This is a genomic window from Pyramidobacter sp. YE332, assembly GCF_033060595.1.
Taxonomy (GTDB): Bacteria; Synergistota; Synergistia; order Synergistales; family Dethiosulfovibrionaceae; genus Pyramidobacter.
This window is the reverse complement of record NZ_CP133038.1, coordinates 262,698-286,890: the sequence shown is the minus strand read 5'-3', so window position 1 is coordinate 286,890 and position 24,193 is coordinate 262,698. Positions and strand designations below refer to the sequence as shown.

Genomic DNA, 24,193 nt, shown 5'->3' with positions numbered 1-24,193 from the left:
GCTTGAAAATCCGGGGCGCTTTTTTGTCCTTATTCTTCCCAATCAAAGACATGATGCTGGTCGGCGAAAGCTCGGCCGAAGTGCTCACGTACCGGACGCCGCATTATCTCGATTCCGAGCGGCGCTGACGGGACACCCGAGACGAAACGATGCCCGCGCGGGGGACGCGTTTTTTGCGCCTCCCCCGCTCGGGGATCCTTCGTTCCGTTTTTCCCGTTTCGGCCGTTACTTCGCTTCCGCAGGCGCCTGTTCCGCCTTGGCGGGGACTTCCGGCTTCTTCACCGTCACCGTGGGAAGGGCGGCGAACTTCGGCCTGCGCCTGTTCATCTCCTTCAGCACGGCGTCGGTGACGTCCAGTTTGGGCGCCGCGTCGAGCAGCAGCTGACGCGCCATCACCGCGTGGAACTTCGGATTCTTCTTCCGCCACGCTTCCACGGACGCCATCAGCTCCGACTGCAGCACCGACGTCACCGCCGCGCGTTCCACTTCCATCTGCCGTTCCAGCGCCGCCTGCCCCTGCGCGACCGCGTTCTGCGCCTCGGCCGTGTTCTCCTGCCCGCGGTACAGCGCGAGCAGGTCGTTATACCCTTTCTGGAGCACTTTCTGCACTGCCTCCAGATGGGCCCGTCCCAGCTTGCCGGGTTCGGACTGGACCAGGAGCTTTTCCGTGTCCACCACGGCGATCTCCGTGGCGGACGCCGCCGCGGACATAGCGAATGTCAGAAATAAAACTGCCGCCTGCATCAAACGTTTCACTGATAAAACCTCCTCGAATAAATGGCAAATTGATAGAAAATAAATAGAAACAGATAAAAAACGAACAAAGAAGAAGGGCGGAGCGAATAAGACTCCGCCCTTTTTCTCTGCATTGCCGGTCCTTTCCTTTGCAGTCCTTTCTCTTTACATTACATTGCCGATACGTGCCGATCCAAGGATCGGAACGTTAGGCTGAAACGTTATCTCCGTTTCGAAGCCCGCAGCAGACGCTTCATCTCTTCCATGTCGGCTTTCAGTTCCGCCATCTCGCGGACCTGAGAAGCCTTCAGTTCGGCAATCTCGTGCGCCTGGGAAGCCTTCAGCTCCGCGATCTCGTGTGCATGCGACGCCACCTGCGCCTGCAGCTGGGCGTTCTCCTTCTGCATCACGTAGACGCTGCTCATCGGGCCTTTGCGGTAACGTTCGGGGATCTGTTCCTTGTCTGCTTTCCTGCCGATCTTCCACGTCAGGCCGGCGTTGGCCATCGACTCGCCGTGGTGGGTGACGGACACTCCGGCGTGGACCATGAAGTCTTCTTTCACGTAGTGCGCCCAGCCGAGGGCCAGGGCGTATTCGCCTTTGTACGTTCCGAAGCCGGCCATGAGCTGGCTGGGTTCGAGCGGGTCGTACTGCATCGGTTTCAAGGCACTCAGGGCGGAGCCGAGCGCGCCGACGTTCTTGAGGTCGCGCCGCAGTTCGCCCATCTGGTTGTAGACGTTGCCGAAGTTGTTGTAGACTTTGCCGAACTGTTTGTCTACGGCGCTCAAGGCGTCGCCGACGGTGTTGTAGCTGCCGCCGTCCACGTACTTGAACTTGTAGGTGGGGGCGGAGACGGTGCCGTCGGGGTTGACGGAGGAGCCGCCGCCGAGGTGGGTGGCGAGGCTGCTCGAAGCCTTCCACAGCTGCGCTCCGTTGATGGCGTCGGTACTGGCCGCGCTCACGTCTCCGGCTTTGACGTTCTCGATTTTGTGGTGGGTTGCGTCGAAGCCTTGGGCGCTCACTTTGCCGGCAAAAACGGGCGCGTCGACGACGCTCACGGTGACGTCTTTGCCGTTATGGGGCGGGTGACGGTGACGTTCCTGCCGTTTTTGAACTGGACGGTGTCGCCGTTGCCGATGGGGGTGGCGGTGTCTCCGTTGGTCTGGAGGTTCCAGGCGCCGCTGCCGCCGCTGCCATTGGCGATGGCGTCGAGGATGTCCTGGTGCAGGCCGATGGTGACGACGCCGCCGGCGGGGGTGGTGGTGACGTTGGTGACGATCTGGTTGGAGGCGCCGACGAACTGGATGTTGGGGGTCTGGTTCTGGGCAAGGGTGACGGTGTGGCTGTGGGGGGTGCTCGCTCCGTCGCTGACGCTGAACTTTGCGGAGATGTTGGTGATGGGCGCGGTGGTGGTGTTGATCAGGGTCTGGAGTTTGGCGGGGTCGAGGCCGACTCTGAGGGTGCGTCCGCTGACGGCGGTGGTGATGACGTCGCCTGTGGGGATGATGTCGAGGCGTTTGTGCGCGCTGTCGAGGAGGATGCCGGGGGCGCTTCCGTGGGGGTCGGCGCCGATGGTGTAGGTGGCGTTCTGTCCCGCGGCGAGGGCGGCGGCTTTCAGCTGGCCTTCGGTGGCGGCCTGTCCGGCGCGGGCGTTTTCGCCCCAGCCGGCGTCGAGGGTGGTGTTGCTCAAACCGGCGATGGTGCCTGTCGCGCCGTTGAGTTTGATTTCGTTCGCGCCACTTTTGACTGTGACGCTGGCGAACTCGGGGGTCTCGCTCATGACGAGGTCGAAGCCGTCGCCGGCGGCGTTCTTTTTCACGCCGAGGTTCTTGCCGGATGCGCCACTCGTCACGCTTGCCAGGCCGCCTTTGAGGTTCAGGGTCTGGCCGAGGGTGCGGTTGACGGCGCCGTCGTTGCCGGCGAAGTTCAATCCGCCGGACAGGGTGCCGGTGATGGTGGTGATGGCGGAGTTGTTGCTGATGTCGATGTTTTGACCGAGGTTGGGGTTGGCCGACACAGTCACTTTCGCGCCGTCGCTTCCGTCGGCCGCTACGGTCACGTCGATCTTGCCGGTTTCGCCTGCGAACTTGATGTTCTTCTTGGTTGCGCCGCCGAGGGTGATGTCCTGTTTCGTTCCGGCTTCGTTGCTGACGGTGAAGCCGGCTTTCAGTTTCGAGATGTCGGCGGTGTGGCCGGTCACGGTGGTGTTGTTGGCGATCTGGTTGTTGATGGCGGTGTTCAGGTTGGCGGCGTTGACTTTGTACTTCACGCCGCTCGTGCCGACTTCGGATTCGATAATGTTGCCGTCGCCGGCGAACGTGATGATTTCCGTTCCGGTCTTGTCCGCGGTGATGGTTTTCGTTCCGGTCCCGGCGTCGGCGATCTTGAATTTCGCTTCGACGTTATTAATCACGGTGGAGCTGTTGTTGATGGTATTGCTCAGGTTCGCGCCGTTCAGGCCGATGGTGAGGCCGCCCGCGTCGACTTTCGTGGTGACGCCGTTTTCGCCTTTGACGACGAGCGGAGTGGTGCTGTTGATTTCTTTCTCGCCCGCCGGCGTCTCTCCGTCTTTGATGGTCCATTTGGACGCGTTGTTGATGGTGGTGCTGAGGTTGTCGATCTTGTTCTTGGTGGCGTCGTCGAGGCCGATGGTCATTTTCTTGGCCGTGCTGTCATACTCGGCTTCCACGTAGTTTTTGCCGGCGAATTCGAGGGTGTTACCGGCCTGGATCGCTCCGGTGTTCGCTCCCGCTTTCACGTTGAAGCCGCCGGCGAGGTTCTGCACGGTGGTGTTGTTGGCGATCTGGTTGTTGATGGCGGTGTTCAGGTTGGCGGTGTTGACTTTGTGCTTCACGCCAGCCGTGCCGACTTCGGATTCGATCAGGTTGCCGTCGCCGGCGAACGTGATGATTTCCGTTCCCGTTTTGTCGGCGGTGATGGTTTTCGTTCCGGTCCCGGCGTCGGCGATCTTGAACTTGGCTTCGACGTTATTAATCACGGTGGAGCTGTTGTTGATGGTGCTGCTCAGCGTCGAACCGTCCAGGCCGATAGACAGGCCGCCGGCGGTAACTGTGGTGGTCACTCCATCAGTGCCGGTGACGATGAGCGGAGTGGTGCTGTTGATTTCTTTCTCGCCCGCCGGCGTCTCTCCGTCTTTGATGGTCCACTTGGCTGCGGCGCCGATCGTTGTGCCAATGGTGTCGATCTTGTTCTTGGTGGCGTCGTCGAGGCCGATGGTCATTTTCTTGGCGGCGCTGTCGTACTCGGCTTCCACGTAGTTCTTACCGGCGAATTCGAGGGTGTTACCGGCCTGGATCGCTCCGGTGTTCGCCCCCGCTTTTACGTTGAAGCCGGCCGACAGGGTGGTGATGGCGTTGTTGTTGCTGATGTCGATATTAGGGCTTGTTTAAAAAACGTCAAAGTTGCCTAAATCGATCCAATCGCTTAAACTTTTCTCATGGAAGAGAGAAGATATGAACTGACCTCCAGCGAGTGGAATCGAATCAAGAGAATGCTGCCGCCCGAACACCCGAAATCAGGTCAACGTGGACGCCCGGCAAAATACGATAACCGCAGGATCATCAATGGGATTCTGTGGCTTGCCAGAAGTGGAGCGCCATGGAGAGATCTTCCGGAGCGTTACGGCAAATGGCAGGCAGTTTACGCACGTTTCAGGCTGTGGAAACAGCGGGGAATATTCGAGGCGATCTTTGCCGCCCTAAGCGCTGATGCCGACATGGAAAATCTCTCTATCGACTCCACGTCCTGCAAAGTACATCAAAGTGCCAACGGGAGAGGGAAAACCCCGGAAGGGGGAAAAAAGGGGCTCAAGCGATTGGCATGTCCAGAGGCGGCAAGAATACGAAAATTCATGCGATAGTAGATGGTTTAGGCAATCCGCTGGCGCTCCTGCTCAGTCCCGGCAATGACCACGATTCCCGCCATGCCGTGTCCTTGCTCGGGCAAGCGGAAATCAGAGGGAGCAACGTCATCGGCGATAAGGCTTACGGTTCGCAAGCCATCAGAGAGTACATTACTTCTCGGGAGGGAAGTTACACTATCCCGCCGAAGAGCGATAATCCCGAACCGTGGTTTATAGATGAGCATGTTTACAAGGAACGACACTTGGTTGAATGTTTCTTTCAGAAAATCAAATGGTTCCGTAGAATTTTCACCCGCTATGACAAACTTGACGCTTCGTTTTTCGCTTTTGTTCTTGTCGCTGCCAGTGTTATTTTATTGAAATAATACAAGCTGAAATGTTTTTTAAACAAGCCCTAGTTCCGAGATTCGGGTCGGCTTTGACGGTGACGGTGGCGCCATCGGAGGCGTTGGCAACTTCGACGAGGATCTTGTTTGTCTCGCCCTTGAACTGGATGTTCTTCTTGGTCGCACCACCGAGGGTGATGTCCTGTTTCGTTCCGGCTTCGTTGCTGACGGTGAAGCCGCCGGCGAGGTTCTGCACGGTGGTATTGCTGGCGATCTGGTTGTTGATGGCGGTGTTCAGGTTGGCGGTGTTGACTTTGTACTTCACGCCAGCCGTGCCGACTTCGGATTCGATCAGGTTGCCGTCGCCTTCGAACTTGATGGTTTCCGTTCCGGTCTTGTCCGCGGTGATCGTCTTCGTTCCCGTCCCGGTGTCGGCGATCTTGAACTTGGCTTCGACGTTATTAATCACGGTGGAGCTGTTGTTGATGGTGCTGCCCAGCGTCGAACCGTCCAGGCCAATGGTGAGGCCGCCCGCGTCGACTTTGGTAGTGACGCCGTTTTCGCCTTTGACGACGAGCGGAGTGGCGCTGTTGATCAACTTGCTGCCCGGTACGGCTTCCGCGTCCTTGATCGTCCAGTTCGCCGTTCCGCCGATGGCGCCGGTCAGGGCCGCGGTGTCGAGGCTGTATTTGACGCCGTCGGCGGTCATCGCGGATTTGATGTAGGCGCCGTCGCCTTCGAATTTCACCGTCGGTTCGGTATCTTTGGCCAGGGTCACGGTCTTCTTCGCGCCGGTTTCCGCGGTCACGCCGAACTTGGCGCTGATGTTGGTGATCGGGGTCGCGGTCGCGTTGTTGATGTTGGTGATGACGTCGCCGGCGATGTTCTGGGCGAGTTTGCTCGCGTCGATGCCGTAGGTGACTTTGGTGCCGGTCAGGCCGACGGTCATGGTGTCGTCGGTCGTCGCGAATTCCACGGTCGGAACCGAAGTTCCGCCCAGCTGCACGTTGTTCGTCGTGCTGCCGGCTTTGAGGTCGAAGCCGCCTTTGAGCGCGGTGATGTCGCTGGTGTGGCTGTTCACGGCGCTGTTCAGGCTGGTGATGGCCGAATTGCTGGCGATGTTGAGGCTGGTCCCGAGGTTTGGGTCGGCCGACACAGTCACTTTCGCGCCGTCGCTCCCGTCGGCGGTCACGGTCACGGCGATCTTGCCCGCTTCGCCGGCGAACTTGACGTTCTTCTTCGTCGCGCCGCCGAGGGTGATGGCCTGTTTCGTTCCCGCTTCGTTGCTGACGGTGAAGCCGCCTTGCAGTTTCGAGATGTCGGCGGTGTACCCGTTCACCGTGCCGGTCAGGCCGGCGATGGCGACGGCGTTCTGTTCGGCTTTGCCGTCCACGATCTTCAATTGCGCTTCGGTCGCCGCCTGTCCGGCGCGGGCGCTTTCGCCCCAGCCGGCATCGAGCGCGGTGTTGCTCAGACCCTTGACGGTGTTGCTTGCGGCGGCGTCGTTGACGGAGATGCCGCCGAAGGCCGCCCAGCCGTCGTAGAGGCGGGTCCTGGCCGTGCCCGCGGCCGCGCCCACGGTCGCTCCGGCGAAGTGGGGCGTGAGGCTGGTGGAGATCTTGATGGCGCCCGAGTCATCCGTGAGGACGATGTTGTCGCCGGTCTTGAAGTTGAGGACGGGGTCGGTCTTGTCGACGACCTTCACGTCGGCGCCGTCGACCTGGGCCGTCCAGCTCCGCAGCGCTTCGGCGGAGAGCACGTCGAGCTCCCCTTTCACGACTTTGAGCTGGGCCACGTTGACGGCGTCGGTGTCCTCCGTGCCGCCGGCCACGCCGGTGATCTGGCGGGTGACGACGGGAAGGTCGATCGTAACCTCATCGCCGTTCAGATCTGTGTAGGTATAGGTATACGGCGCGCCGTTGCCCACGGCGACGGCGTTGCGCGTGGATTTCCACTCCGGGGTCTCTCTGCCGTCCGCCAGATAGGCGGCTTTTTGGGCGGCGGTGTTGGCCGTGGCGCCGTCGCCGAGGGCGGCGCTGCCCGACAACGCCGCCACGGCGTCCTTTCCCGCGGCAAAGGCGTTGGCCGCGCCGGCGGCGGTCCTTCCGCCCGACGCCGCTAGGGAGTTCTTCCCCTGCGCCCACGAAAGATTCCCCAGCGCGGTGGACTCGTCGCCGGTAGCGATCGAAGAATGTCCCATCGCCACGGAATCGTGGCCGCGGGTTTTTGCGGAGCGCCCCAGCGCCATGGAACTGTGCCCTGCGGCCTCCGCACCGACTCCGAAGGAAAAGGCCCCCTCGCCGCTGGCTTCCGACCGGAATCCCAGCGCGACGGAGCGGTGACCGCTGGCGCGCGTCTCCATCCCGGCGGCAAAAGATTGAGCGCCGCTGGCCGTGGCGCTGCTTCCCAAGGCGATGGCACTTGAGTCGCTGGCCGTGGCGCTCAATCCTATTGCGACGGCTCCGACGCCGTTCGCCTTCGCGTCTTTTCCAATCGCAAGAGCCGCCGCCGTGACAGTGGGACCTCCGTCGGCTTTCGCCCCGCTGCCTATGGCGATGGAGTCTCTGCCGCTGCTCGTCGCCGCGACTCCGAATGCAATGGTCCCATAACTCTCGGTTTTTGCGCCGCTTCCCACGGCGAGAGAACCATCGCCGCCGGAGACCGCGCCGGGACCAATTGCGGCACTCCCGTCTCCTTTGGTTGTCGCTCCGCCACCCATCGCGAAGGAATGATTGCCTTCGGCTTTCGCACCGACGCCTAAGGCAACGGCGGTGCTGTAGATGGCCGTCGCTTTATACCCGATCGCGACGCTTTCATGGCCCAGAGCTTTCGCGCTGGTGCCGATCGCGGCGGACTGGTTGCCGAGGGCTTCCGAACCGCTCCCGAACGCGAGGGAACGTACTGCGCCGGTCGTCGCTCCTTTTCCTATCGCGAGAGTCTCGCCCGCGCTGGCGTTCGCGCCCCTGCCGATCGCCATAGAGTCCTCGGCGGCCGCCGCATTCCCTCCTATCGCAAGGGAATATCGCCCGCCGGCGTTCGCGCCCTCGCCGATCGCGAGGGCATACTGCTGGCCGGTCGTCGCGTTTCTGCCGATCGCCAGGGAATAACTGAAGGCGTTCGCGCCGCTGCCGAGCGCGAACGCATGGTGATCGGCCGTCGCGCCCTGCCCTACGGCGACGGCATGGTCGCCGCTGGCGACCGCGCCCGTTCCCATGGCGATGGCCTGGCGTCCCGTCGCCTTGGCGTCTTTGCCGATCACGGCGTAGGCTTCCGCGCCGAGCGTGTTGTTTTCGCCGACGTTCAGCTGGTCGCCGGTCACGACGACGGCGCGGCCGACGTCCGCCCCGGCCGCGCCCGCCGCCAGCGCCAGAAGCAGCGCCGACCGCCTGCCGAGGCGGCGGCGCCGCAGTTCCTTCACGCGCACTGTGTCATTCATCTTCCGTGAACCTCCTTCAAGTTTTCACGCACGTTCCCGCTTTCCGCGCGCCGGCGTGTCAGCGCCGGCATACTGTAGGTCATTGAACACGTTAGACAACACTAACACGCCCCCCGCGTAAAGATTACTTACTGTATGTATCGGTCTCCCCTCCGCCGCGGTCAGCGCCGCCGCGGCTTCCGCGGCGGTCGTCGGCTGCTGCGCCGGAGCCGGCGGATGCCGACGGAAACGGTCAAAATCAACAATCATTTTCAGAATTTATTTACCGAAAAGCATCGTTAAAAACAGAAAACTTCATGAAAAACATCGGAACTCCGTCCGGCCCGCGCCGCGGATCTTCTCCCGAAATTTGCCGCGCGATATTTCAGCGAGGAAACAAGAGGGGCCGCCCCCGCCGCCGTCGGCAGGGCGCACGCGCCTTTTCGAAGGGCCGGCGGCAAACGTCGCGCCCCCGGACCGATCGAACGGTTCGGGGGCGCGACGTTTGCCGCCGGCCTGTCTTTTGTCGCAACGATGTCTCCGACATCCTCCGATCGAGCGGCAGATGCCGTAATTTATTGTGTAAAGTCCCGCTATCTCATCTTTTCCCGAGTCACTTCAGACACCGGACTTATCGTATCATACACGATACATTTCTCCGACCGGAGCGTTTGTGCGGCGGGAAGTTCTGTGCTACAATGTTTTCCGCAACCGAACAAGACAGTTCGAGACCATCCTGTCTTTAAACAAAACTACGGGCTGCGTTCGCGGCGTCCGGGGCGGAATTTTCCGCCCCGGGCGGCGGGCGCGACGCGCCGTTACGGCGCGGCGGATGGGGAGCTGGGAGGCTCTCCTTTTTTTTTGCGGCCTTTTCGCGGCGCGGGAAGGCGCGGAGGATCTTTTTCGATGAAGGAACTGACGGTGACGCGCAAGCTGACGGTCTCGGCGCTGGTCGTGGCGCTGTATGTGGTGGTGATGACGACGACGCGGAGCTTCGCCTTCGGGCAGTATCAGGTGCGCGTCGCCACGTCGCTGTACGCGCTGAGCGGCGTTTTCCCGTTTCTGGTGCTGCCGCTGGGGTTCGCCAATTTTCTCAGCAACGCGCTGATGGGGGGGCTGGGGCCGCTGGACATGGTCGGCGGCATTCTCGTCGGTCTGCTGACCAGCGGCGCGGTCGCGGCGTTTCGCCGTTCGCCGCGCGCGCCGTGGATCGCCGCCGCGGCGATCACGCTGATCCCGGGGCTGGGGGTGCCGCTGTGGCTGAGTTATCTGCTGCATCTGCCCTACTCCGTTCTGGCGGCGAGTCTGCTGATCGGGCAGGCGGTCGCCGGCGTTTTCGGGGGGCTGCTGCTGGCGGCGCTGAAAAAGCGCCTCGGCCTGACGGAACGCACAAAGGAGCCGAGAAGATGACGCGCACGCCCGAAGAGATGAAGGATCTGTCGCTGCTGGGGCATAAAACGGCTTACAGGAGCGATTACGCGCCGGAGGTGCTGGAATCGTTTCCCAACAAGCATCCGGGGCGCGACTATTTCGTCAAGTTCAACTGCCCGGAGTTCACGAGCCTGTGCCCGATGACGGGGCAGCCGGACTTCGCCAACATCACGATCAGTTACGTTCCCGACGAGCGGCTGGTGGAGAGCAAGTCGCTCAAGCTGTATCTGTTCAGCTTCCGCAACCACGGCGACTTTCACGAGGACTGCGTGAACGTCATCCTGGAGGATCTGGTGCGGCTGATGTCGCCCAAGTACATCGAGGTCTGGGGGCGCTTCACGCCGCGCGGCGGGCTGAGCATCGACCCGTACGCGAACTGGGGCAAGCCGGGCACGGTCTGGGAGAAGACGGCCGAGGAGCGCCTGCGCCTCCACGACCTGTCGCCGGAGCTGGTGAACTACCGCTGAGCGCGGCGGCGCCGGCCGCGCGCGACGGAGCGCGAAAGCGCAACAAAAAGAAGAAATCCGTCTTGGCGCATGTCGTTCGATCGCAGTTGCCGAGGCCGTTTATAAAAAATGTTCCACGTGGAACGCGGGACTTTTCGCGGGAAACGTCTTTTGCAAAGCGTGGCGGCAAAAAAACAAGGGCGTCCGCAGGAGAAATTTTCCTGCGGACGCCCTTGCTGCGCCTGGACGGGTCACTGCTTTTTCGTTTCGGTGTAGAGGATCAGGGCGACGAACTGCAGCGGGCCGTCGCCGCTGTTGGCGATGCCGTGAGATTCGCCGTCGGGGCAGTGCATCATGTCGCCTTCTGCGACGTCGACCCACGTGCCGTTGTCGTTGTAGCGCGCCGAGCCTTTGAGGATATAATAGGTCTCGGAATCGCCCGCGTGGGCGTGCGTGCCGATCGACGCGCCGGGTTCGAGCGTGGTCAGCCCGAACTTGCGGCCGTGCCCGCCCATCTCGCCGGGAGCGAGGATCTCGCACGAAAGCAGCGCGCCCGTACCGCCCTTGAAATTCTCGACTCTGGATGACGCGATTTCCGTTCCTCTGCGGATCATTGTCCCACTCTCCTTCGCACCGTTTTATTGCCGCGGCATGCGGTCGATCTTGCGCCGGTCGAGGTCGAGCCCGTGCTCGCCGAGGATGCTCCAGACCATCTCCACGGCGCCGGCGATGACGTTCGGGCAGATGCGCCTGCGCAGTTCGGCGTCGCCGTGGACGATGCTTTCGCAGGTCGTGCCCTTCCAGTAGGCGCGGAACGTCTCCGTCAGTTCTCTGACGTACTGCCTGATCGTTTCGCTGCGCGGCTCGCGCGCCGTGCCCTTGCCGAGGTACAGCCCCATCAGCGCGGCGCCCCCCGCCAGCGCGCCGCAGGTCCCGCCGCAGGCTCCGCCGCAGAATCCCTCCATGGCGCGGAGCAGATCGGGATCGTCGATCCCCAGCCGCCTCATGCCGATGGCCAGCACCGTCTGGGAACAGCAGAAACGCTGATCCGCATTGAGTTCCCCGACGAGCGCGTCAAGATTTTCCAGCCATCGGTCCGCGCCGGCTCGCGCGCCGCACTGACACTCCTTGGAACCGTCGTGCATTTTCCTCTTCCCCCTTAAAATCGTGCCAAAGATTTCAGTTTATTATACAACAAACGGCCCCGTTTCCCCGGGGCGTCATTTGAGGAGGTCTTTCCATGCCTTTTTTCGGCTGTCATCTTTCCGTCGCCGGCGGATTCAGAAAGATGGGCGAAAACGCCCTGTCCATCGGCGCCGACACGTTCCAGTTCTTCACGCGCAATCCCCGCGGCGGCGCGGTGCGGGCCGCCGATCCCGACGACGCCGCGGCGCTGAAAAGCATCATGGCCGCGCATCGCTTCGGCCCGCTGATCGCCCACGGCCCCTACACGCTCAATCCCTGCTCGGCCGACGCGAAGGTGCGCGAGTTCGCGCTGCTGGCGATGGCCGACGACCTGAAACGTCTGGACGAACAGCTGCCGGGCAATCTGTACAACTTCCACCCCGGCAGCCACGTCGGCCAGGGCTGCGAAAAGGGCATCGACCTGATCGTGGCGGCGCTGAACGAGATTTTGCCCGCGGTGAAGCGCACCGCCGTGCTGCTGGAGACCATGTCGGGCAAAGGCAGCGAGGTGGGCGGTGATTTCGAACAACTGGCGGAGATCCTGAGCCGCGTCAGCTGTCCCGAGAAGATGGGCGTGTGCCTCGACACCTGTCACGTCTATTCGGCCGGCTACGACATCGCCGGCGATCTCGACGGCGTGCTCGGCCGTTTCGACCGCATCGTGGGGCTAAAGCGCCTGCGCGCCCTGCACCTCAACGACAGCATGACGCCGTTCGGCAGCCGCAAGGACCGCCACGAGAAGCTCGGCAAGGGCAGCCTCGGCCTGGCCGCTTTCGCGGCGCTGGTCGTCCATCCGGCCCTGGCGGAACTGCCCATGTGCCTGGAAACGCCGCAGGATTCCCTCTCCGGCTGGGCGGCCGAGATCGCGCGGCTGCGGGCGTTCGCGGCGAACAAGGAAACGGGGCGGGGAAACGATCGTTTTTTCGAAGCGGCCAAGAGAGCACGGCCGATGGGAGAGGGTTCTTTTTAAAAAATGTATTTTAAATACATGAATGCGCCTGATTGACAACGCTCGGCCGATCATGAAATAATGAAAACGTATCCGAACGCAAATAAAAAAAGGAGGCGTATTCATGGATCAGAACAAAGGAAAAAGCACCTTGCAGGTCCTTCTCGGCGCGGCGTTTCTGATGGCGACGTCGGCCATCGGGCCGGGATTTTTGACGCAGACGACGGTCTTCACGCAGCAGCTTTTGGCTTCGGCGGCTTTCGCCATCGCCGTGACGATCGTGGTGACGGCGGTGGTGCAGCTCAACATCTGGCGCATCATCTGCGTCTCGAAGCTGCGCGCGCAGGACGTGGCCAACCGGGTCATTCCCGGCCTGGGTTATCTGCTCGCCTTCGCCGTAGCGCTCGGCGGCCTGGCGTTCAACGTCGGCAACGTCGGCGGCGCGGCGCTGGGGCTGAACACGATGGTCGGGCTCGACGTGCAGGTCGGCGCGGCCGTCAGCGCGGCGATCGCCGTTTTCATCTTCCTCAACAGGGATCTCGGCAAGGCGATGGACCGCTTCACGCAGCTGCTCGGCTTCCTGATGATCGCGCTGATGCTCTACGTGGCGTTCAAGGCCGCGCCGCCGGTAGCGCTGGCGGCGAAAGAGACGGTGATGCCGAGCACGGTCAACTGGATGATCATCCTGACGCTGATCGGCGGCACGGTGGGCGGCTACATCTCCTTCTCGGGCGCGCATCGCCTCATCGACGCGGGCGTGCACGACGTGCGCGACGCGACGAAGAGCGCCGTGAACGGCATCGTCGTCACGTCGATCATGCGCATCCTGCTGTTCCTCGCCGTGCTCGGCGTGGTTTACGTGGCGGCCGGCCAGCCGGCGGTGGTGCTCGACGCGGCCAATCCCGCCGCCGACGCCTTCCGCAAGGGAGCCGGTGAGGTCGGCTACCGCATGTTCGGCGTGGTGCTGTGGGCCGCGGGCGTGACCTCGGTGATCGGCGCCTCCTACACCTCCGTGTCGTTCCTGCGTTCGCTGTTCGCCGCGGTGGACCGCAACTACCGCTGGTGGATGATCGGTTTTATCTGCGCCTCGACGGCGATCAACATTTTCATCGCCCGGCCGGTGGCGCTGCTGATCGTGGCCGGCTCGATCAACGGCCTGATCCTGCCGCTGGCGCTGGCTTCGATCCTGCTCGGCGCGTACAAGAAAGACGTGGTCGGCCCGGCGTACCGTCATCCGACGTGGCTGACGGGAGCCGGCTGGGTCGTGGTCGCTTTCACGCTGTGGATGGGCGTGAAGGCGCTGCCCAACATCATGAAGATCTTCTCGTAGCGGCGCAGGGCGAAAGAACTCCGGAGCGCGCTCCGGCCCGTGGAGATTTTTTCAGCAAGGAGGCGATCCCATGGAAGCGAAGATCCTGCCGGCCGGCGAGACGTGTCTGTTCGTCGATTTCGGCGAGGTGATCGACCTGGCCGTGAACGGCCGCGTGCAGTCGCTGGCACGGGCGCTTGACGAAAACCCATTTCGCGGCATGAGGGAGCTGGTGCCGACGTACCGCTCGCTGTCGATCTACTTCGACCCGCTGACGGTCGATCTGCCGGCGCTGCGCGAGCGGCTCGAAAGCGAGCTGGCCAAGCCCTTCGCCGCGGAGCGGGCGGGCGGCCGCGAGGTGCGCGTGCCCGTCCTTTTCGGCGGCGAGTCCGGCCCCGACCTGGGCGAGGTCGCCGCGCACACCGGCCTGACGGAAAAGGAAGTGGTGAAGCGCTACTGCGATTCGCCGCTCTACTGTTACATGAACGGCTTCACGCCGGGATTCCCCTATCTGGGCGGCATGGATCCGGCGCTGACGACGCCGCGCCTGAAAACGCCGCGCGAGCTGATCCCCGCCAACAGCGTCGCCATCGGCGGCGCGCAGGCCGGCGCGTATTCGATCGCCAGCCCCGGCGGCTGGCGCATCATCGGCCGCGTCCCCTACGACCTTTACGATCCGCGGCGCGATCCGGCCGTGGCGATCACGTCGGGGCTGTGGGTGAAGTTCTATCCGGTGACGGCCGCGCGCTACGCGGAGATCCAGGAGCAGATCAAGAGCGGCGAGTACCGCATCGAATACGCTGAAAGGGAGGCGAGCGCATGAAGCTGATCGTCGAACGCGCCGGCGCCCTGACCACCGTGCAGGATCTGGGACGCTGGGGCCATCAGGCGCTGGGCATGCCCGTCAGCGGCGCGATGGACGCGCCGGCGCTGACGCGCGGCAATCTGCTGCTCGGCAATCCCCCCGGCGCGGCGGCGCTGGAAGTGACGGTGATGGGGCCGCTGATCCGCTTCGCCGGCGAAGGCTGCGTCGCCGTCGCCGGCGGCGATCTGAGCCCGCAGCTGAACGGCGCGCCCCTGCCGATGTGGACGGCCGTCGCCGTGAAAGACGGCGACCGGCTCGGCTTCGGCGCCCCGCACGGACGCGGCTGCCGCGCCTACGTCTGCGTCGGCGGCGGCATCGACGTGCCGCCGGTGATGGGCAGCCGCAGCACCTACATGAAAGCGAAGATCGGCGGCCTCGAGGGCCGCAAGCTGAAAGACGGCGACGAACTGTCCGCCGGCGCGCCGTGGTCGCTGTGGCGCAACATCGTCGGCACGGCCTGCCCGGCCGAGCTGCTGCCGGACTACGGGGATGCGCCGCTGCGCGCCGTGCCGGGGCCGCAGGACTCCTACGTCACGCCCGCAGGGCTGAAAACGTTTTTCGAGACCGAATACGCCGTTTCCACCTCGGCCGACCGCATGGGCTGCCGTCTGGAAAGCGACCGCGCCATCGAGCACGCGAAGGGCCCCGATATCGTCTCCGACGGCATCCCCATGGGAGCCGTGCAGGCGCCCGGTTCCGGCCTGCCGATCGTGATGATGGCCGACCGCCAGACCACCGGCGGCTACGTGAAGATCGCCGTCGTGCACGCGCTCGACGTGGCGCGCCTGGCGCAGAAAATGCCCGACGAAACGGTGCGCTTCGCGCCGCTCAGCCAGGACGAAGGCGTCGAGCTGTCGCGCGCCGAAGCGGCGAAAGTCGAGCGGCTGCGGCTGTTCGTGCAGCACGCCGCCGCGCAGCCGCAGACCGCGCCGTCAATGCAGCCGGCGCGGTCGGGGGCGATGAAACTGAACGTCGAAGGCAAAGATTACGCCGTGACGTGGGAACGTCTGGATTGATCCGAAATCTGGGGGAGGAATGAACGATGAACTATCGAGTGGATCTGAACAGCGATCTGGGGGAAAGTTTCGGCGCCTGGAAGATGGGACGCGACGGCGACGTGCTCACCTTCGTCTCGTCGGCGAACGTGGCCTGCGGCTTCCACGCCGGCGACGCCTGCGTGATGCGCGCCACCGTAGCGGCGGCGAAAGCGGCGGGCGTAGCCGTGGGGGCCCATCCCGCCTATCCCGATCTGGTCGGCTTCGGACGGCGCAGCATGGCCTGCACGCCCGACGAGCTTTACGCCTATACGCTCTATCAGATCGGCGCGCTACGCGCCTTCTGCGAGGCGGCGGGCACGAAACTCCAGCACGTCAAGCCCCACGGCGCCATGTACAACAGCGCCGCCAAGAAGATCGAGGAAGCCGAAGCCCTCGCGCAGGCCGTGAAAGACGCCGGCGGACTGATCCTGATGGGGCTGGCCGGCTCGAAGTTCGACGAAGCGGCCGCGAAGATCGGCCTGCCCTACGCCGCCGAAGCCTTCGCCGACCGCGGCTACATGCCCGACGGCACGCTCGTGCCCCGCAGCAGGGAAGGCGCCTTCGTGCGCGACGCGGAAATCGCCGCCGCGCGCGTGATCCGCATGGTCAAAGAAGGCGTCGTCGAAGCGATCGACGGCACGATCGTGAAGCTGCGTCCCCACTCCATCTGCCTGCACGGCGACTCGCCCACGGCCGTGCAGATGGCCCAGACCCTGAGAGCACGCCTCGTCGAGGCCGGCATCGAGATCGCCCCGCTGGCGCAGATCGTCTAGCGCCGGCATAGAAAACAAGCGCTCCCGCAGGGCGCGCGAGAATTCCGACGCGCCTTCGACGCTCTAAAAAGGGCACAAGCCCTTTGTCCTTTTCGACGAAAAACCGTATGAAAAATATTTCCTGGGAATGGGGCCACGACAAGAGGCGCGGCAGCCGATAAACTGGCTGCCGCGCCTCTTGTGCTGTAGATCTCGTTCCTTCTTCGCTCTGAAGCGTCGGTGTAATACTATTTCTTGATAAAAAGCACTCGTATATTTTGCAGAACGCTGCGTGGGAGTTCAGTCGCTCAGAAGGAGCTCGACTGCTGCGCAGCTCGCTTTGTGAATCTCCCCCGCAGCGCCTCTGTGTTCGTCGTTTTAATTGAGAAATAGTATAAGCTGCGTTTTTTGCCCTCGCTCCGCGTCTTTGCGGCGGATTCTGTTCCCGCTTTTACCGGAACTTGACCGAAGCGCGCAGCAGGCGCTCCAGTTCCGCCATGCGTTCTTTCATCTCCGCGATCTCGTGCGCCTGCGAGGCCACCCGGGCCTGCAATTCGGCGTTCTCCTTCTGCATCACGTAGACGCTGCCGATCGGGCCTTTGCGGTAGCGCGCCGGGATCGCTTCCGCGTCTTCCCTGCTTCCGATCCTCCAGGTCAGGCCGGCGTTGGCCATCGATTCGCCGTGGTTGGAGACGGACACGCCGGCGTGGACCATGAAGTCTTCCCTGACGTAATGCGCCACGCCCAGCGCCAGCGCCCACTTGTCGCGGTAATTGCCGAATCCGGCCATGATCTGGCTGGGTTTGACGGGATCGTACTGTATCGGTTTCAAAGCGGAGAGCGCGGAGCTCAGCGCGCCGACGTTCTTGACGTCGCTTCTCAGCTCGCCCATCTGTTCGTAGACGCTGCCGAAGTTGCCGTAGAGTTTGCCGAGTTCGCTGTCCACGGCGCTCAGCGCGTCGCCGACGCTGTGATAGCCGCTGCCGCGGATTTTGTAAGTCGGCTGGAGAAGAGTTCCGTCAGCACCGGCTTTCGCTCCGCCGCCGAGGTATCCGGCGATCCTGTCGGTCAGGCCCCAAAGCTGCGAGCCGTTGACGGCGTCGGCGCTGGCCTGGCTGACTTCTCCCGCCCCGACGCGTTCGACCTTGTGGCCTGCGGCGTCGAAGCCTTCTTTCGCCGTCACTTTGCCTTTGAAGGTCGGATTCTTGGCGACGGCGACGGTCACTTCCCTATCGGTGCGGGTGATCTCGATGTTGTCGCCGTTCTTGAACTTGACGGTGTTTCCCGTGCCGACGGGGACGGACGCGCCGCCGTCGGTTTGCAGATTCCACGTGCCGGGCTGTCCGAGCGAGGCCGGATCGATCCCGATCGTGACGACCCCGCCGGCGACCGCAGCGGTGATGCCGCCCGTGCCGACGAACTTGATGTCCGGTGGCGTCGTGTTCTGCCCGAGCGTGACCGTGTGCGCGGAGGGAGTTGCGGAATCGCTGAGGGTAAATCTGTAAGTGGCGGCTCCGCTCGCGGCTGCGATCTGCCTGAGCTGCGCGACGTTGACGGCGTCGGTGTCGGCGCTGCCGGCCGCGACGCCCGTGATCTGACGGGTGACGGAGGCGGCTCCCCGAACGGGTGCGCCGACGGAGACGGCGGAAGCCGTGGCTTTCCATACGCCGTCCGTGTCGTTGCTGTGATCCGCGCCGGAGGCGTCATAGCCGACGGTTCCCTTGCCGCGGTCAGCGACGGACTTTTCTCCCAGCGCCACGCCGCCCTGCACGGCGACGCCCGCTTCGTTGCCGAGCGCCACCGCGCCGGAAACGTCGCTCTCCCCGTCGAACGTGTTTTGCGAGGAACTGTATCTCGTAGCGCCGATTTTGACGTTATTCCCCAGGATCAGCACGTTCTTCGAGGTGCTCCCAACGATGTTCCCTTCGCCGAAGGCATGGCTGCTCTCGCCCCCTACCTTGTTGTTGGAGCCGAAAGCGCTGCTGTGCCTGCCCACCGCCGCGTTAAAGGCTCCGAAGGCGTTGCTCATGTCACCGAGTGCATTGTTGCTGGAGCCGAAAGCACTGCTCATGATTTTGGATGCTTTATTGTCGGAGCCGAACGCATTGCTCGAATTTTCGGTGGCCTCGTTATAATAGCCTACGGCGCTGCTCGACTTGCCCAAAACCTTGTTTCGATAGCCTACGGCGTTGGCATACGTGCCGGAGACCGTATTCGAGATTCCAATGGCGGTGCCGCTTTCGATATCTTCAGTGATTGCGTTCCCTCGGCCGATGGCGTTGCTGAGCTTGCCGTGGATCTCGTTTCGAGAACCGATAGCGTTGCTGCTTTCGCCATGATCAAAGACTTTGTTCTCTCGCCCCAAAGCGACGCCGTATTTACCGGAAACTTCGTTCCCATAGCCTACGGCGCTGCTGGCTCTGCCGGCTGCTTTGCTCTTGACGCCGACGGCTAAAGAGTCGTCTCCCGTGGCGCCGTCGTTGTCGTGGTTGCTCCCCGCTCCGGTCTTGTCGCTCTTCACGCTGTAATAATGGATCGTGTCTGCGAACGTCGTCGCGGGCTGCATAAGCGCCAGCCCCAGCATCACGGCCACCAGCGCGCCTCCTTTGAAAAAGGGCGCGGCGTGTTTTTCCCGGCGGAGTTTCCGTTTTTCAAACGTTTCACATACAGTTCCGCGTCTTCCATGCCCTGTTGCCCGGTATCCCATTGAAGAAATCCTCCTCAGACAAAAATCGGAGCCGTGGTTGCGCGCCAAAGACACGCACAAAACCGCTCCTACCTAGCATGAAGATATGAATAACATATATATGCTTAAACATCAATGGTATAAATCAAATTATATAATAATTTGCATATTGTTGGCCTGCTTGGTCTAAGTGCTTGCGCTGTAAAGACTCGAGCGGTTTCGGATGTATCTTTTTTCGAAGGTTTTGCCGTTTTTCAAAAAACTCAAATTAACAAACTAACTATGCACTGCATATAAAAAAACGTCCGACGAGTCAGTGATCGTCGGACGTGCGTTCTCTTGTTCCGATAAAAACGCAAGAGGCGAAAGAAAAAACTTCCGCCTCTTGTGTGAGGTTCTTGCTATTCTTCGACGCCGGCCAGCGCGGCGATGGCGGCGGCCATGATTTTGGTGTTCTTCATGATGTGTTCGATGCTCCACCGCTCGTCGACTTCGTGGATGTGAGTGTTCTCGCCGGGGAACTGGTTGCCGAAAGCGAGCATGTTGGGCATTTCCTTGGCGTAGGTGCCGCCGCCGATGGACATGGGCTTCGACTCGCAGTCGCCGGTCTCGTCCCGGTAGACTTTCATCAGCTTTTTGACGAGGTCGCTGTCTTCGGGCATGTAGAGGGGATGGCTGCCGCTGCCGGCCTCGACTTCGAAGCCGTGGCCGCGCAGAACTTCGACGAACTTGGCGCAGACGGGGTCGCGCCCGAAGGTGACGGGGAAGCGGTAGTTGAGCGTGAACATGATCTTGTCGCCTTCGCTCCTGAGCAGGCCCCAGCAGAGGGAGGTGAAGCCGGATACGTCGTCGTAGAGCATGACGCCGAGGTTTTCGCCGCGGGTCTGCGTGCCCACGAGCGCGTCGATCTTTTCGAGGAAGGCGCCCTGTTCGCCGCCGACGCCGAGCAGACGCAGCACTTTGACGAGGTTGGCGGCGGCGTTGGAGCCGTACTGCGGGCGCGAGCCGTGAAAGGCCAGGCCGTCCATGGTCAGCGTGTATTCGCCGGACGCGCTCTTTTCGCAGGTCAGCTTGGCGTCGCGGGGGGCGGCGAACTCTTCGACGACGCGGCTGAGGCGCGCTTCGGCCGCGGGCGCGACTTTGAGCACGGCCACGGCCTTGGAGGGCACGGCGTTGGAGGCGACGCCGGCGTCGATCGAGAGCACCTGCACGTCGCCGCCGTCGGGCGCGAAGGGGGCGCGGCATTTGGGCGTGATGCTGCCCTTTTCGCCGTTGATGAGCGGGTACTCGGCGTCGGGGGTGAAGCCGGCCACGGGCAGTTCCTGGCCGGATGTGACGTAGCGGTCGATGGCGCGGCTGCCCAGTTCCTCGTTGGTGCCGACGATCAGGCGCACGCGGCGTTTCAGCCGCACGCCGGCCTCGCGCAGGGCTTTCATGGCGAACATGGCGCTGATGGCGGGGCCTTTGTCGTCGGCGACGCCGCGGCCGTAGAGCAGGCCGTCCTTGATCATGCCCCGCCAGGGGTCGCAGCTCCAGCCGTCGCCGGCGGGAACGACGTCGACGTGGGCGAGCACGGCGATCATTTCGGGCAGGGATTCGTCGCCGAGTTCGGCGATGCCGACCTGATCTTCGAAAGCCCAAGTGCGGAAGCCATGGCGCGCGCCGATCTCGACGAACTTGTCGAGGGCGGCTTTCGGCCCGGGGCCGAAGGGGGCGCCGGGCTGCGGCGCTTCGCCGCCTACGCTGGGTACGGCGACGAGCTCGCGGATCGTGCCGATCAGGCTGTCCCGGTCTTTGTCGATGATGGCGCGGATCTTGTCCATGTTCATGTCGGGTATTCCTCCTCGAATAAAGTTTTTTCTTCTGAACCGATTGTACTCTGGCGTTTTTGTTTCCGCTTGCGTGAAATGCCGGAAATTCGTCGTTTTAAAGGCGGATATGAAAAAAATATGAACGAAAATCACGGTTTTACCGCGTTTTTCTTCCGCGCGCCGCGTTTTTTTGCAGCGGCGCGGCGGGCGATTTCGTCGAATGCGGCCGTCGAAAAACGATCCTGCGAGGACGGTTCCAGTTCGTAGGCCAGCTGGGCTTCTGCCAGCGGGACGGCGCGCCCCAGCACGCGCCCGGTGAAATCGGCGTGCGCGCCGCGCAGGCGCTTGAGGTCGCCCGCGGAGATCTGCAGCGTTTCGGCGTTTGCGAGTGCGTCCAGCAGCGGCAGCACGCGCGAGACGCGGGCGCCTTTTTTCGTGCGCGTCTGCACCCAGGTGGGGATGGCGTCGGCGCTGACGAGACGCGTGACGCCGTTTTCTTTTTCCAGCGTCAGGCGCGCGATCACGCCCATGTCGCGCGGCCTGGCGCGCTGGTTGGAAATGAAGTTGCCCATCGACCAGGCGATCAGCGCCGGCGCGCGGTCGCCCGAAGCGGCGCGCAGTTCCAGCGGCTGCACGACGTGCGGGTGCGAGGCGATCACCGCGCCGACGCCGGCTTCCAGCAGCTTTTCGGCGAAGGCGACGACGAAGCGCGGCGGCGTCAGCGCGTATTCGACGCCGATGTGCGGCATGGCGACGATGAAGTCGGGCCTGAGCGCTTTGGCGCGGGCGACGTCGCCGCTGACTTCTTCCCACGAAGCGCCGCGCGCCACCGCCCAGTCCTGCGAGGCCGGCACGGGGATGCCGTTGGTGCCGTAGGTCCACGACAGGAAGGCGACTGTGATGCCGTTCACGTTCTCGACGGCGACGGTCTCGCGGTCGGCGGAGGCGGCGTACGTGCCGAAGGTCGTGAAGCCGCGGCCGCGCAGCTCTTTCAGCGTGCGGAACAGCCCGGCGGCGCGGCGGTCCAGGCAGTGGTTGTTGGCCGTGGTCAGAGCGTCGAAACCGGCGTCTTTGAGGGCGTCGGCGTACTCGTCGGGCGTGTTGAAGCACGGGTAGCCCGTGTAGCCGCGCTTGGCGCCGCCGAGCGTGGTCTCGAGGTTGCCGACGGCCAGGTCGGCGGCGGAAAGCAGCGGTTTGACGCGCGCGAACGACGGCGCGAAGTCGTAGCCTTTTTTGCGCCGCGCCGTCGTCAGCTGCGGGGCGTGGGCCATCAGGTCGCCGACGAAAAGCAGCGCGGCGCGCCGGGGACGCAGGGCGTCGGCGTCGGCGCTGAACAGCGACGCCGAATCGTCGGGAAGCGGCGCTCCCGCGCGCGCCGTCCCGCAGAGAAACGCGGCCAGCAGCGCCGCGAGCAGCGGTCTTCTCATGAAAAAAGTCCTCTCCCGAAAAAATCCGATTGAAATCCGCTCCATTGTCGCATCTTTGCCGCGGCGGCGAAAGGGGGAAATCGCCCGCGTCCCGCGGCCGTTTTGCCGCCCCTTGTCCGTTTCGGCGCGTCTTGACCTTTGCCCTTCTTTGGGGGATAATCGTCTTTCAAGAAGGTTAACTATATTATGATTTTCAGTTATCGACAAACGAAAGGTGTATTCCCGATGATTCTGGATACGCACATGCACACGGCGGAGTACTCGCCGGACAGCTTTCTGCCCATCGCCGAAGCGGTCGCCCGCGCCCGGGAGATGGGCATCGACGGGCTTTGCGTCACCGATCACGACACGCTGGGCGCGCGAGAGGTCGCCGCCGAATGGCGGAGGAATTTCGATTTTCCGCTTTTTCTCGGCGTCGAGGTGCTGACGACGAAAGGCGACGTGGTCTGTTTCGGCCTCGACGAAGCGCCGCCGCCCGCTTCGCTCACGCCGGAAGAACTGATGGCGCGCGTGGCGGCCTGCGGCGGCTGCGCGACGGCGGCTCATCCGTTCCGCGACAACAACCGCGGTCTCGAAGATCTGATCGGCACGCTGCCGGGGCTGCACGGCGTGGAATGTTTCAACGGCAGCACCGACCCGGCCGCCAACCTGCGCGCGCTGGAACTGGCGCGCGCCTCCGGCCGCGCTTTGCTGGGAGCGGCCGACGCGCATTGGCGCGAGCGGGTCGGGCTGTTCGTGACGGAATTCGCCGACGAGCTGCGCGACGAGCGCGACCTGATCCGCGCCGTGCGGGCCGGGCGCTGCCGTCCGCTGGCCTGGGACGGCGCGAAGTTCACCGACGCGGAGGCGTTCTGCCGCGCGCACCTGGCGGGATAAAACGGTTTTTCCGCGCCGCGGCAAGCGGCGCGTATCAGTTTAAGGAGGTCTCTGCATGTCGAAAAAGTTTGGAGCGTTGGCGGCGGCTGTGATGATGCTGGCGGTCCCGGCCGTCGGCGCCGAGGAGAAGAAACTCAGCATCTTCATCGCCTACACGGGCGTTGACGGCATCCTTCAGGAGTTCACGAAGGACACGGGCATCGAAGTGGAGTATCTGGCCATGTCGTCGGGAGAGGTCCTGACCCGCCTGCGCGCGGCCAAGGGCAAGGCGCAGGCCGACGTGTGGTTCGGCGGCGGTCTGGACAGCTACGTGGCGGCGGCCGGCGAGGGGTTCCTCGAACCGTACGCGTCGCCCGAACGCGCCGCGTACGACCCGATGTTCTATAACGCCGATGGCTATTGGAGCGGCATTTCTTTGGGCGCGGTCGACTTCGTCGTCAACAGCGAGATCATGGCCAAGAAGAACCTGCCCATGCCGCGCAGCTGGCAGGATCTGACGGACCCCGTCTACAAGGGCGAAGTGCTGATGGCCACGCCGGCCGTGAGCGGCACGTTTTACGCCATGGTCTGGGCGATCCTCTCCGCGAAGGGAGAGGAAGAGGGCTGGAAGCTGCTCGAGGGCATCGACGCCAACGTGCCCTACTACTCCAAACGCGGCGCCGAGCCGGCCAACAAGGTCAGTACGGGCGAAGCGGCGATCGCCGTGGCTCCGTTCGACACCGGCGAAAAGCTGAAGGGCGAGGGCTACACGATCGAGACGGCGTTCCCGGCCGACGGCGTGCCGTGGTACATCGCGCCCGTGGCGCTGTTCAAGGGCGCGCGCAATCCCGAGGCCGGCAAGGCGCTGATCGACTGGGTGCTGTCGGCGAAGGGGCAGGAGACGCTGGCCAAGTACACCACGCAGGCTCCGATCCGTCCCGGCGTGAAGCTGGCTCCCGCGGTGCAGGCGATGCGCGATTCCAACCTGGTCAAGGCCGACGTGGTCGAGGGCGGGGCGCAGCGCAAGCGCGTGCTCGCCGCCTGGCAGGAGCGCTTTGGCTCCAAATAATCCGGCGCAAAG

General features: G+C 63.4%; 19 protein-coding genes. 10 read left to right on the top strand and 9 right to left on the bottom strand.

What is annotated here, in order from left to right:
• Nucleotides 1-225: 225 nt before the first annotated feature.
• The 3 genes from RAH42_RS01350 to RAH42_RS01340 all read right to left on the bottom strand — a co-directional run bounded on the left by RAH42_RS01350 (nt 226) and on the right by RAH42_RS01340 (nt 4,009).
• Entirely contained in the window at nt 226-756 is a 531-nt protein-coding gene (locus RAH42_RS01350; protein WP_317539784.1) for an OmpH family outer membrane protein, read from the bottom strand.
• Between the two features lie 200 nt (nt 757-956).
• Nucleotides 957-1,793, bottom strand: coding sequence for a YadA-like family protein (locus RAH42_RS01345; RefSeq protein WP_317539783.1), 837 nt, complete (start codon nt 1,791-1,793; stop codon nt 957-959).
• A complete protein-coding gene (locus RAH42_RS01340) occupies nt 1,790-4,009 on the bottom strand; it encodes a hypothetical protein (protein ID WP_317539782.1) in 2,220 nt (739 codons plus the stop codon). The genes RAH42_RS01345 and RAH42_RS01340 overlap by 4 nt, the downstream gene beginning before the upstream one ends.
• 183 nt (nt 4,010-4,192) lie before the next feature.
• Here RAH42_RS01340 and RAH42_RS01335 point away from each other — a divergent pair.
• A protein-coding gene (locus RAH42_RS01335) for an IS5 family transposase (RefSeq protein WP_317539161.1) occupies nt 4,193-4,983 on the top strand; the annotation gives its coding sequence in 2 pieces (ribosomal slippage) (nt 4,193-4,561 and nt 4,564-4,983; 789 coding nt in all).
• Here RAH42_RS01335 and RAH42_RS01330 read toward each other — a convergent pair.
• On the bottom strand, nt 4,967-8,380 hold the full coding sequence (locus tag RAH42_RS01330; protein WP_317539781.1) for a hypothetical protein: 3,414 nt from the start codon (nt 8,378-8,380) through the stop codon (nt 4,967-4,969). The genes RAH42_RS01335 and RAH42_RS01330 overlap by 17 nt on opposite strands.
• Nucleotides 8,381-9,265: 885 nt before the next feature.
• Between RAH42_RS01330 and RAH42_RS01325 the strand changes: the two genes are divergently transcribed.
• Both RAH42_RS01325 and queF read left to right on the top strand, forming a co-directional pair.
• Nucleotides 9,266-9,769, top strand: coding sequence for a QueT transporter family protein (locus RAH42_RS01325; RefSeq protein ID WP_078015309.1), 504 nt, complete (start codon nt 9,266-9,268; stop codon nt 9,767-9,769).
• Entirely contained in the window at nt 9,766-10,257 is a 492-nt protein-coding gene (queF, locus tag RAH42_RS01320) for a preQ(1) synthase (RefSeq protein ID WP_078015308.1), read from the top strand. Before RAH42_RS01325 ends, queF begins: the two co-directional genes overlap by 4 nt.
• Before the next feature lie 230 nt (nt 10,258-10,487).
• On the opposite strand, the gene RAH42_RS01315 is transcribed toward queF, so the two are convergent.
• Nucleotides 10,488-10,850, bottom strand: coding sequence for a cupin domain-containing protein (locus RAH42_RS01315; protein ID WP_078015307.1), 363 nt, complete (start codon nt 10,848-10,850; stop codon nt 10,488-10,490).
• Nucleotides 10,851-10,874: 24 nt separating this feature from the next.
• Nucleotides 10,875-11,381, bottom strand: a complete 507-nt coding sequence (locus tag RAH42_RS01310; protein ID WP_078015306.1) for a C-GCAxxG-C-C family protein — start codon at nt 11,379-11,381, stop codon at nt 10,875-10,877.
• Between the two features lie 95 nt (nt 11,382-11,476).
• Here RAH42_RS01310 and RAH42_RS01305 point away from each other — a divergent pair, with 95 nt between their 5' ends.
• From RAH42_RS01305 to RAH42_RS01285, 5 genes are all read left to right on the top strand, one after another.
• Complete coding sequence (locus RAH42_RS01305; RefSeq protein ID WP_240496088.1) at nt 11,477-12,391, top strand: deoxyribonuclease IV; 915 nt, start codon at nt 11,477-11,479, stop codon at nt 12,389-12,391.
• 103 nt (nt 12,392-12,494) lie between these two features.
• Nucleotides 12,495-13,700 carry an NRAMP family divalent metal transporter gene (locus RAH42_RS01300; RefSeq protein ID WP_078015305.1) on the top strand — a complete coding sequence of 402 codons (1,206 nt, stop codon included), beginning with the start codon at nt 12,495-12,497 and terminating at the stop codon, nt 13,698-13,700.
• A 70-nt stretch (nt 13,701-13,770) separates the two neighbouring features.
• Nucleotides 13,771-14,502, top strand: coding sequence for a 5-oxoprolinase subunit PxpB (gene pxpB / locus RAH42_RS01295; protein ID WP_078015304.1), 732 nt, complete (start codon nt 13,771-13,773; stop codon nt 14,500-14,502).
• Entirely contained in the window at nt 14,499-15,560 is a 1,062-nt protein-coding gene (locus RAH42_RS01290) for a biotin-dependent carboxyltransferase family protein (RefSeq protein WP_317539780.1), read from the top strand. The genes pxpB and RAH42_RS01290 overlap by 4 nt, the downstream gene beginning before the upstream one ends.
• Before the next feature lie 26 nt (nt 15,561-15,586).
• Nucleotides 15,587-16,354: a 5-oxoprolinase subunit PxpA gene (locus RAH42_RS01285; protein ID WP_078015302.1), complete on the top strand. Its 768-nt coding sequence runs from the start codon at nt 15,587-15,589 to the stop codon at nt 16,352-16,354.
• A gap of 430 nt (nt 16,355-16,784) precedes the next feature.
• On the opposite strand, the gene RAH42_RS01280 is transcribed toward RAH42_RS01285, so the two are convergent.
• The 3 genes from RAH42_RS01280 to RAH42_RS01270 form a co-directional block, all read right to left on the bottom strand.
• Nucleotides 16,785-18,917, bottom strand: coding sequence for a YadA-like family protein (locus RAH42_RS01280; RefSeq protein ID WP_317540235.1), 2,133 nt, complete (start codon nt 18,915-18,917; stop codon nt 16,785-16,787).
• A 503-nt stretch (nt 18,918-19,420) separates the two neighbouring features.
• Entirely contained in the window at nt 19,421-20,848 is a 1,428-nt protein-coding gene (gene pepV, locus RAH42_RS01275; protein WP_317539779.1) for a dipeptidase PepV, read from the bottom strand.
• A gap of 131 nt (nt 20,849-20,979) precedes the next feature.
• Nucleotides 20,980-22,257: a CapA family protein gene (locus RAH42_RS01270; protein WP_168169959.1), complete on the bottom strand. Its 1,278-nt coding sequence runs from the start codon at nt 22,255-22,257 to the stop codon at nt 20,980-20,982.
• A 225-nt stretch (nt 22,258-22,482) separates the two neighbouring features.
• On the opposite strand from RAH42_RS01270, the gene RAH42_RS01265 reads away from it, so the two are divergent.
• Both RAH42_RS01265 and RAH42_RS01260 read left to right on the top strand, forming a co-directional pair.
• Nucleotides 22,483-23,133 (top strand): PHP domain-containing protein, encoded by a 651-nt coding sequence (locus RAH42_RS01265; protein WP_168169958.1) that lies wholly within the window; start codon nt 22,483-22,485, stop codon nt 23,131-23,133.
• Between the two features lie 55 nt (nt 23,134-23,188).
• A complete protein-coding gene (locus tag RAH42_RS01260; RefSeq protein WP_317539778.1) occupies nt 23,189-24,181 on the top strand; it encodes an ABC transporter substrate-binding protein in 993 nt (330 codons plus the stop codon).
• The last annotated feature ends 12 nt before the right edge of the window (nt 24,182-24,193 follow it).

Coding starts and splice junctions, on each gene's coding strand:
- RAH42_RS01300 (WP_078015305.1), top strand. CDS start 12,495: ATGGATCAGAACAAAGGAAAAAGCACCTTGCAGGTCCTTCTCGGCGCG.
- RAH42_RS01260 (WP_317539778.1), top strand. CDS start 23,189: ATGTCGAAAAAGTTTGGAGCGTTGGCGGCGGCTGTGATGATGCTGGCG.
- RAH42_RS01310 (WP_078015306.1), bottom strand. CDS start 11,381: ATGCACGACGGTTCCAAGGAGTGTCAGTGCGGCGCGCGAGCCGGCGCG.
- RAH42_RS01270 (WP_168169959.1), bottom strand. CDS start 22,257: ATGAGAAGACCGCTGCTCGCGGCGCTGCTGGCCGCGTTTCTCTGCGGG.
- RAH42_RS01330 (WP_317539781.1), bottom strand. CDS start 8,380: ATGAATGACACAGTGCGCGTGAAGGAACTGCGGCGCCGCCGCCTCGGC.
- RAH42_RS01305 (WP_240496088.1), top strand. CDS start 11,477: ATGCCTTTTTTCGGCTGTCATCTTTCCGTCGCCGGCGGATTCAGAAAG.
- RAH42_RS01290 (WP_317539780.1), top strand. CDS start 14,499: ATGAAGCTGATCGTCGAACGCGCCGGCGCCCTGACCACCGTGCAGGAT.
- pepV (WP_317539779.1), bottom strand. CDS start 20,848: ATGAACATGGACAAGATCCGCGCCATCATCGACAAAGACCGGGACAGC.
- RAH42_RS01285 (WP_078015302.1), top strand. CDS start 15,587: ATGAACTATCGAGTGGATCTGAACAGCGATCTGGGGGAAAGTTTCGGC.
- RAH42_RS01265 (WP_168169958.1), top strand. CDS start 22,483: ATGATTCTGGATACGCACATGCACACGGCGGAGTACTCGCCGGACAGC.
- RAH42_RS01280 (WP_317540235.1), bottom strand. CDS start 18,917: ATGCTGGGGCTGGCGCTTATGCAGCCCGCGACGACGTTCGCAGACACG.
- pxpB (WP_078015304.1), top strand. CDS start 13,771: ATGGAAGCGAAGATCCTGCCGGCCGGCGAGACGTGTCTGTTCGTCGAT.
- queF (WP_078015308.1), top strand. CDS start 9,766: ATGACGCGCACGCCCGAAGAGATGAAGGATCTGTCGCTGCTGGGGCAT.
- RAH42_RS01315 (WP_078015307.1), bottom strand. CDS start 10,850: ATGATCCGCAGAGGAACGGAAATCGCGTCATCCAGAGTCGAGAATTTC.
- RAH42_RS01325 (WP_078015309.1), top strand. CDS start 9,266: ATGAAGGAACTGACGGTGACGCGCAAGCTGACGGTCTCGGCGCTGGTC.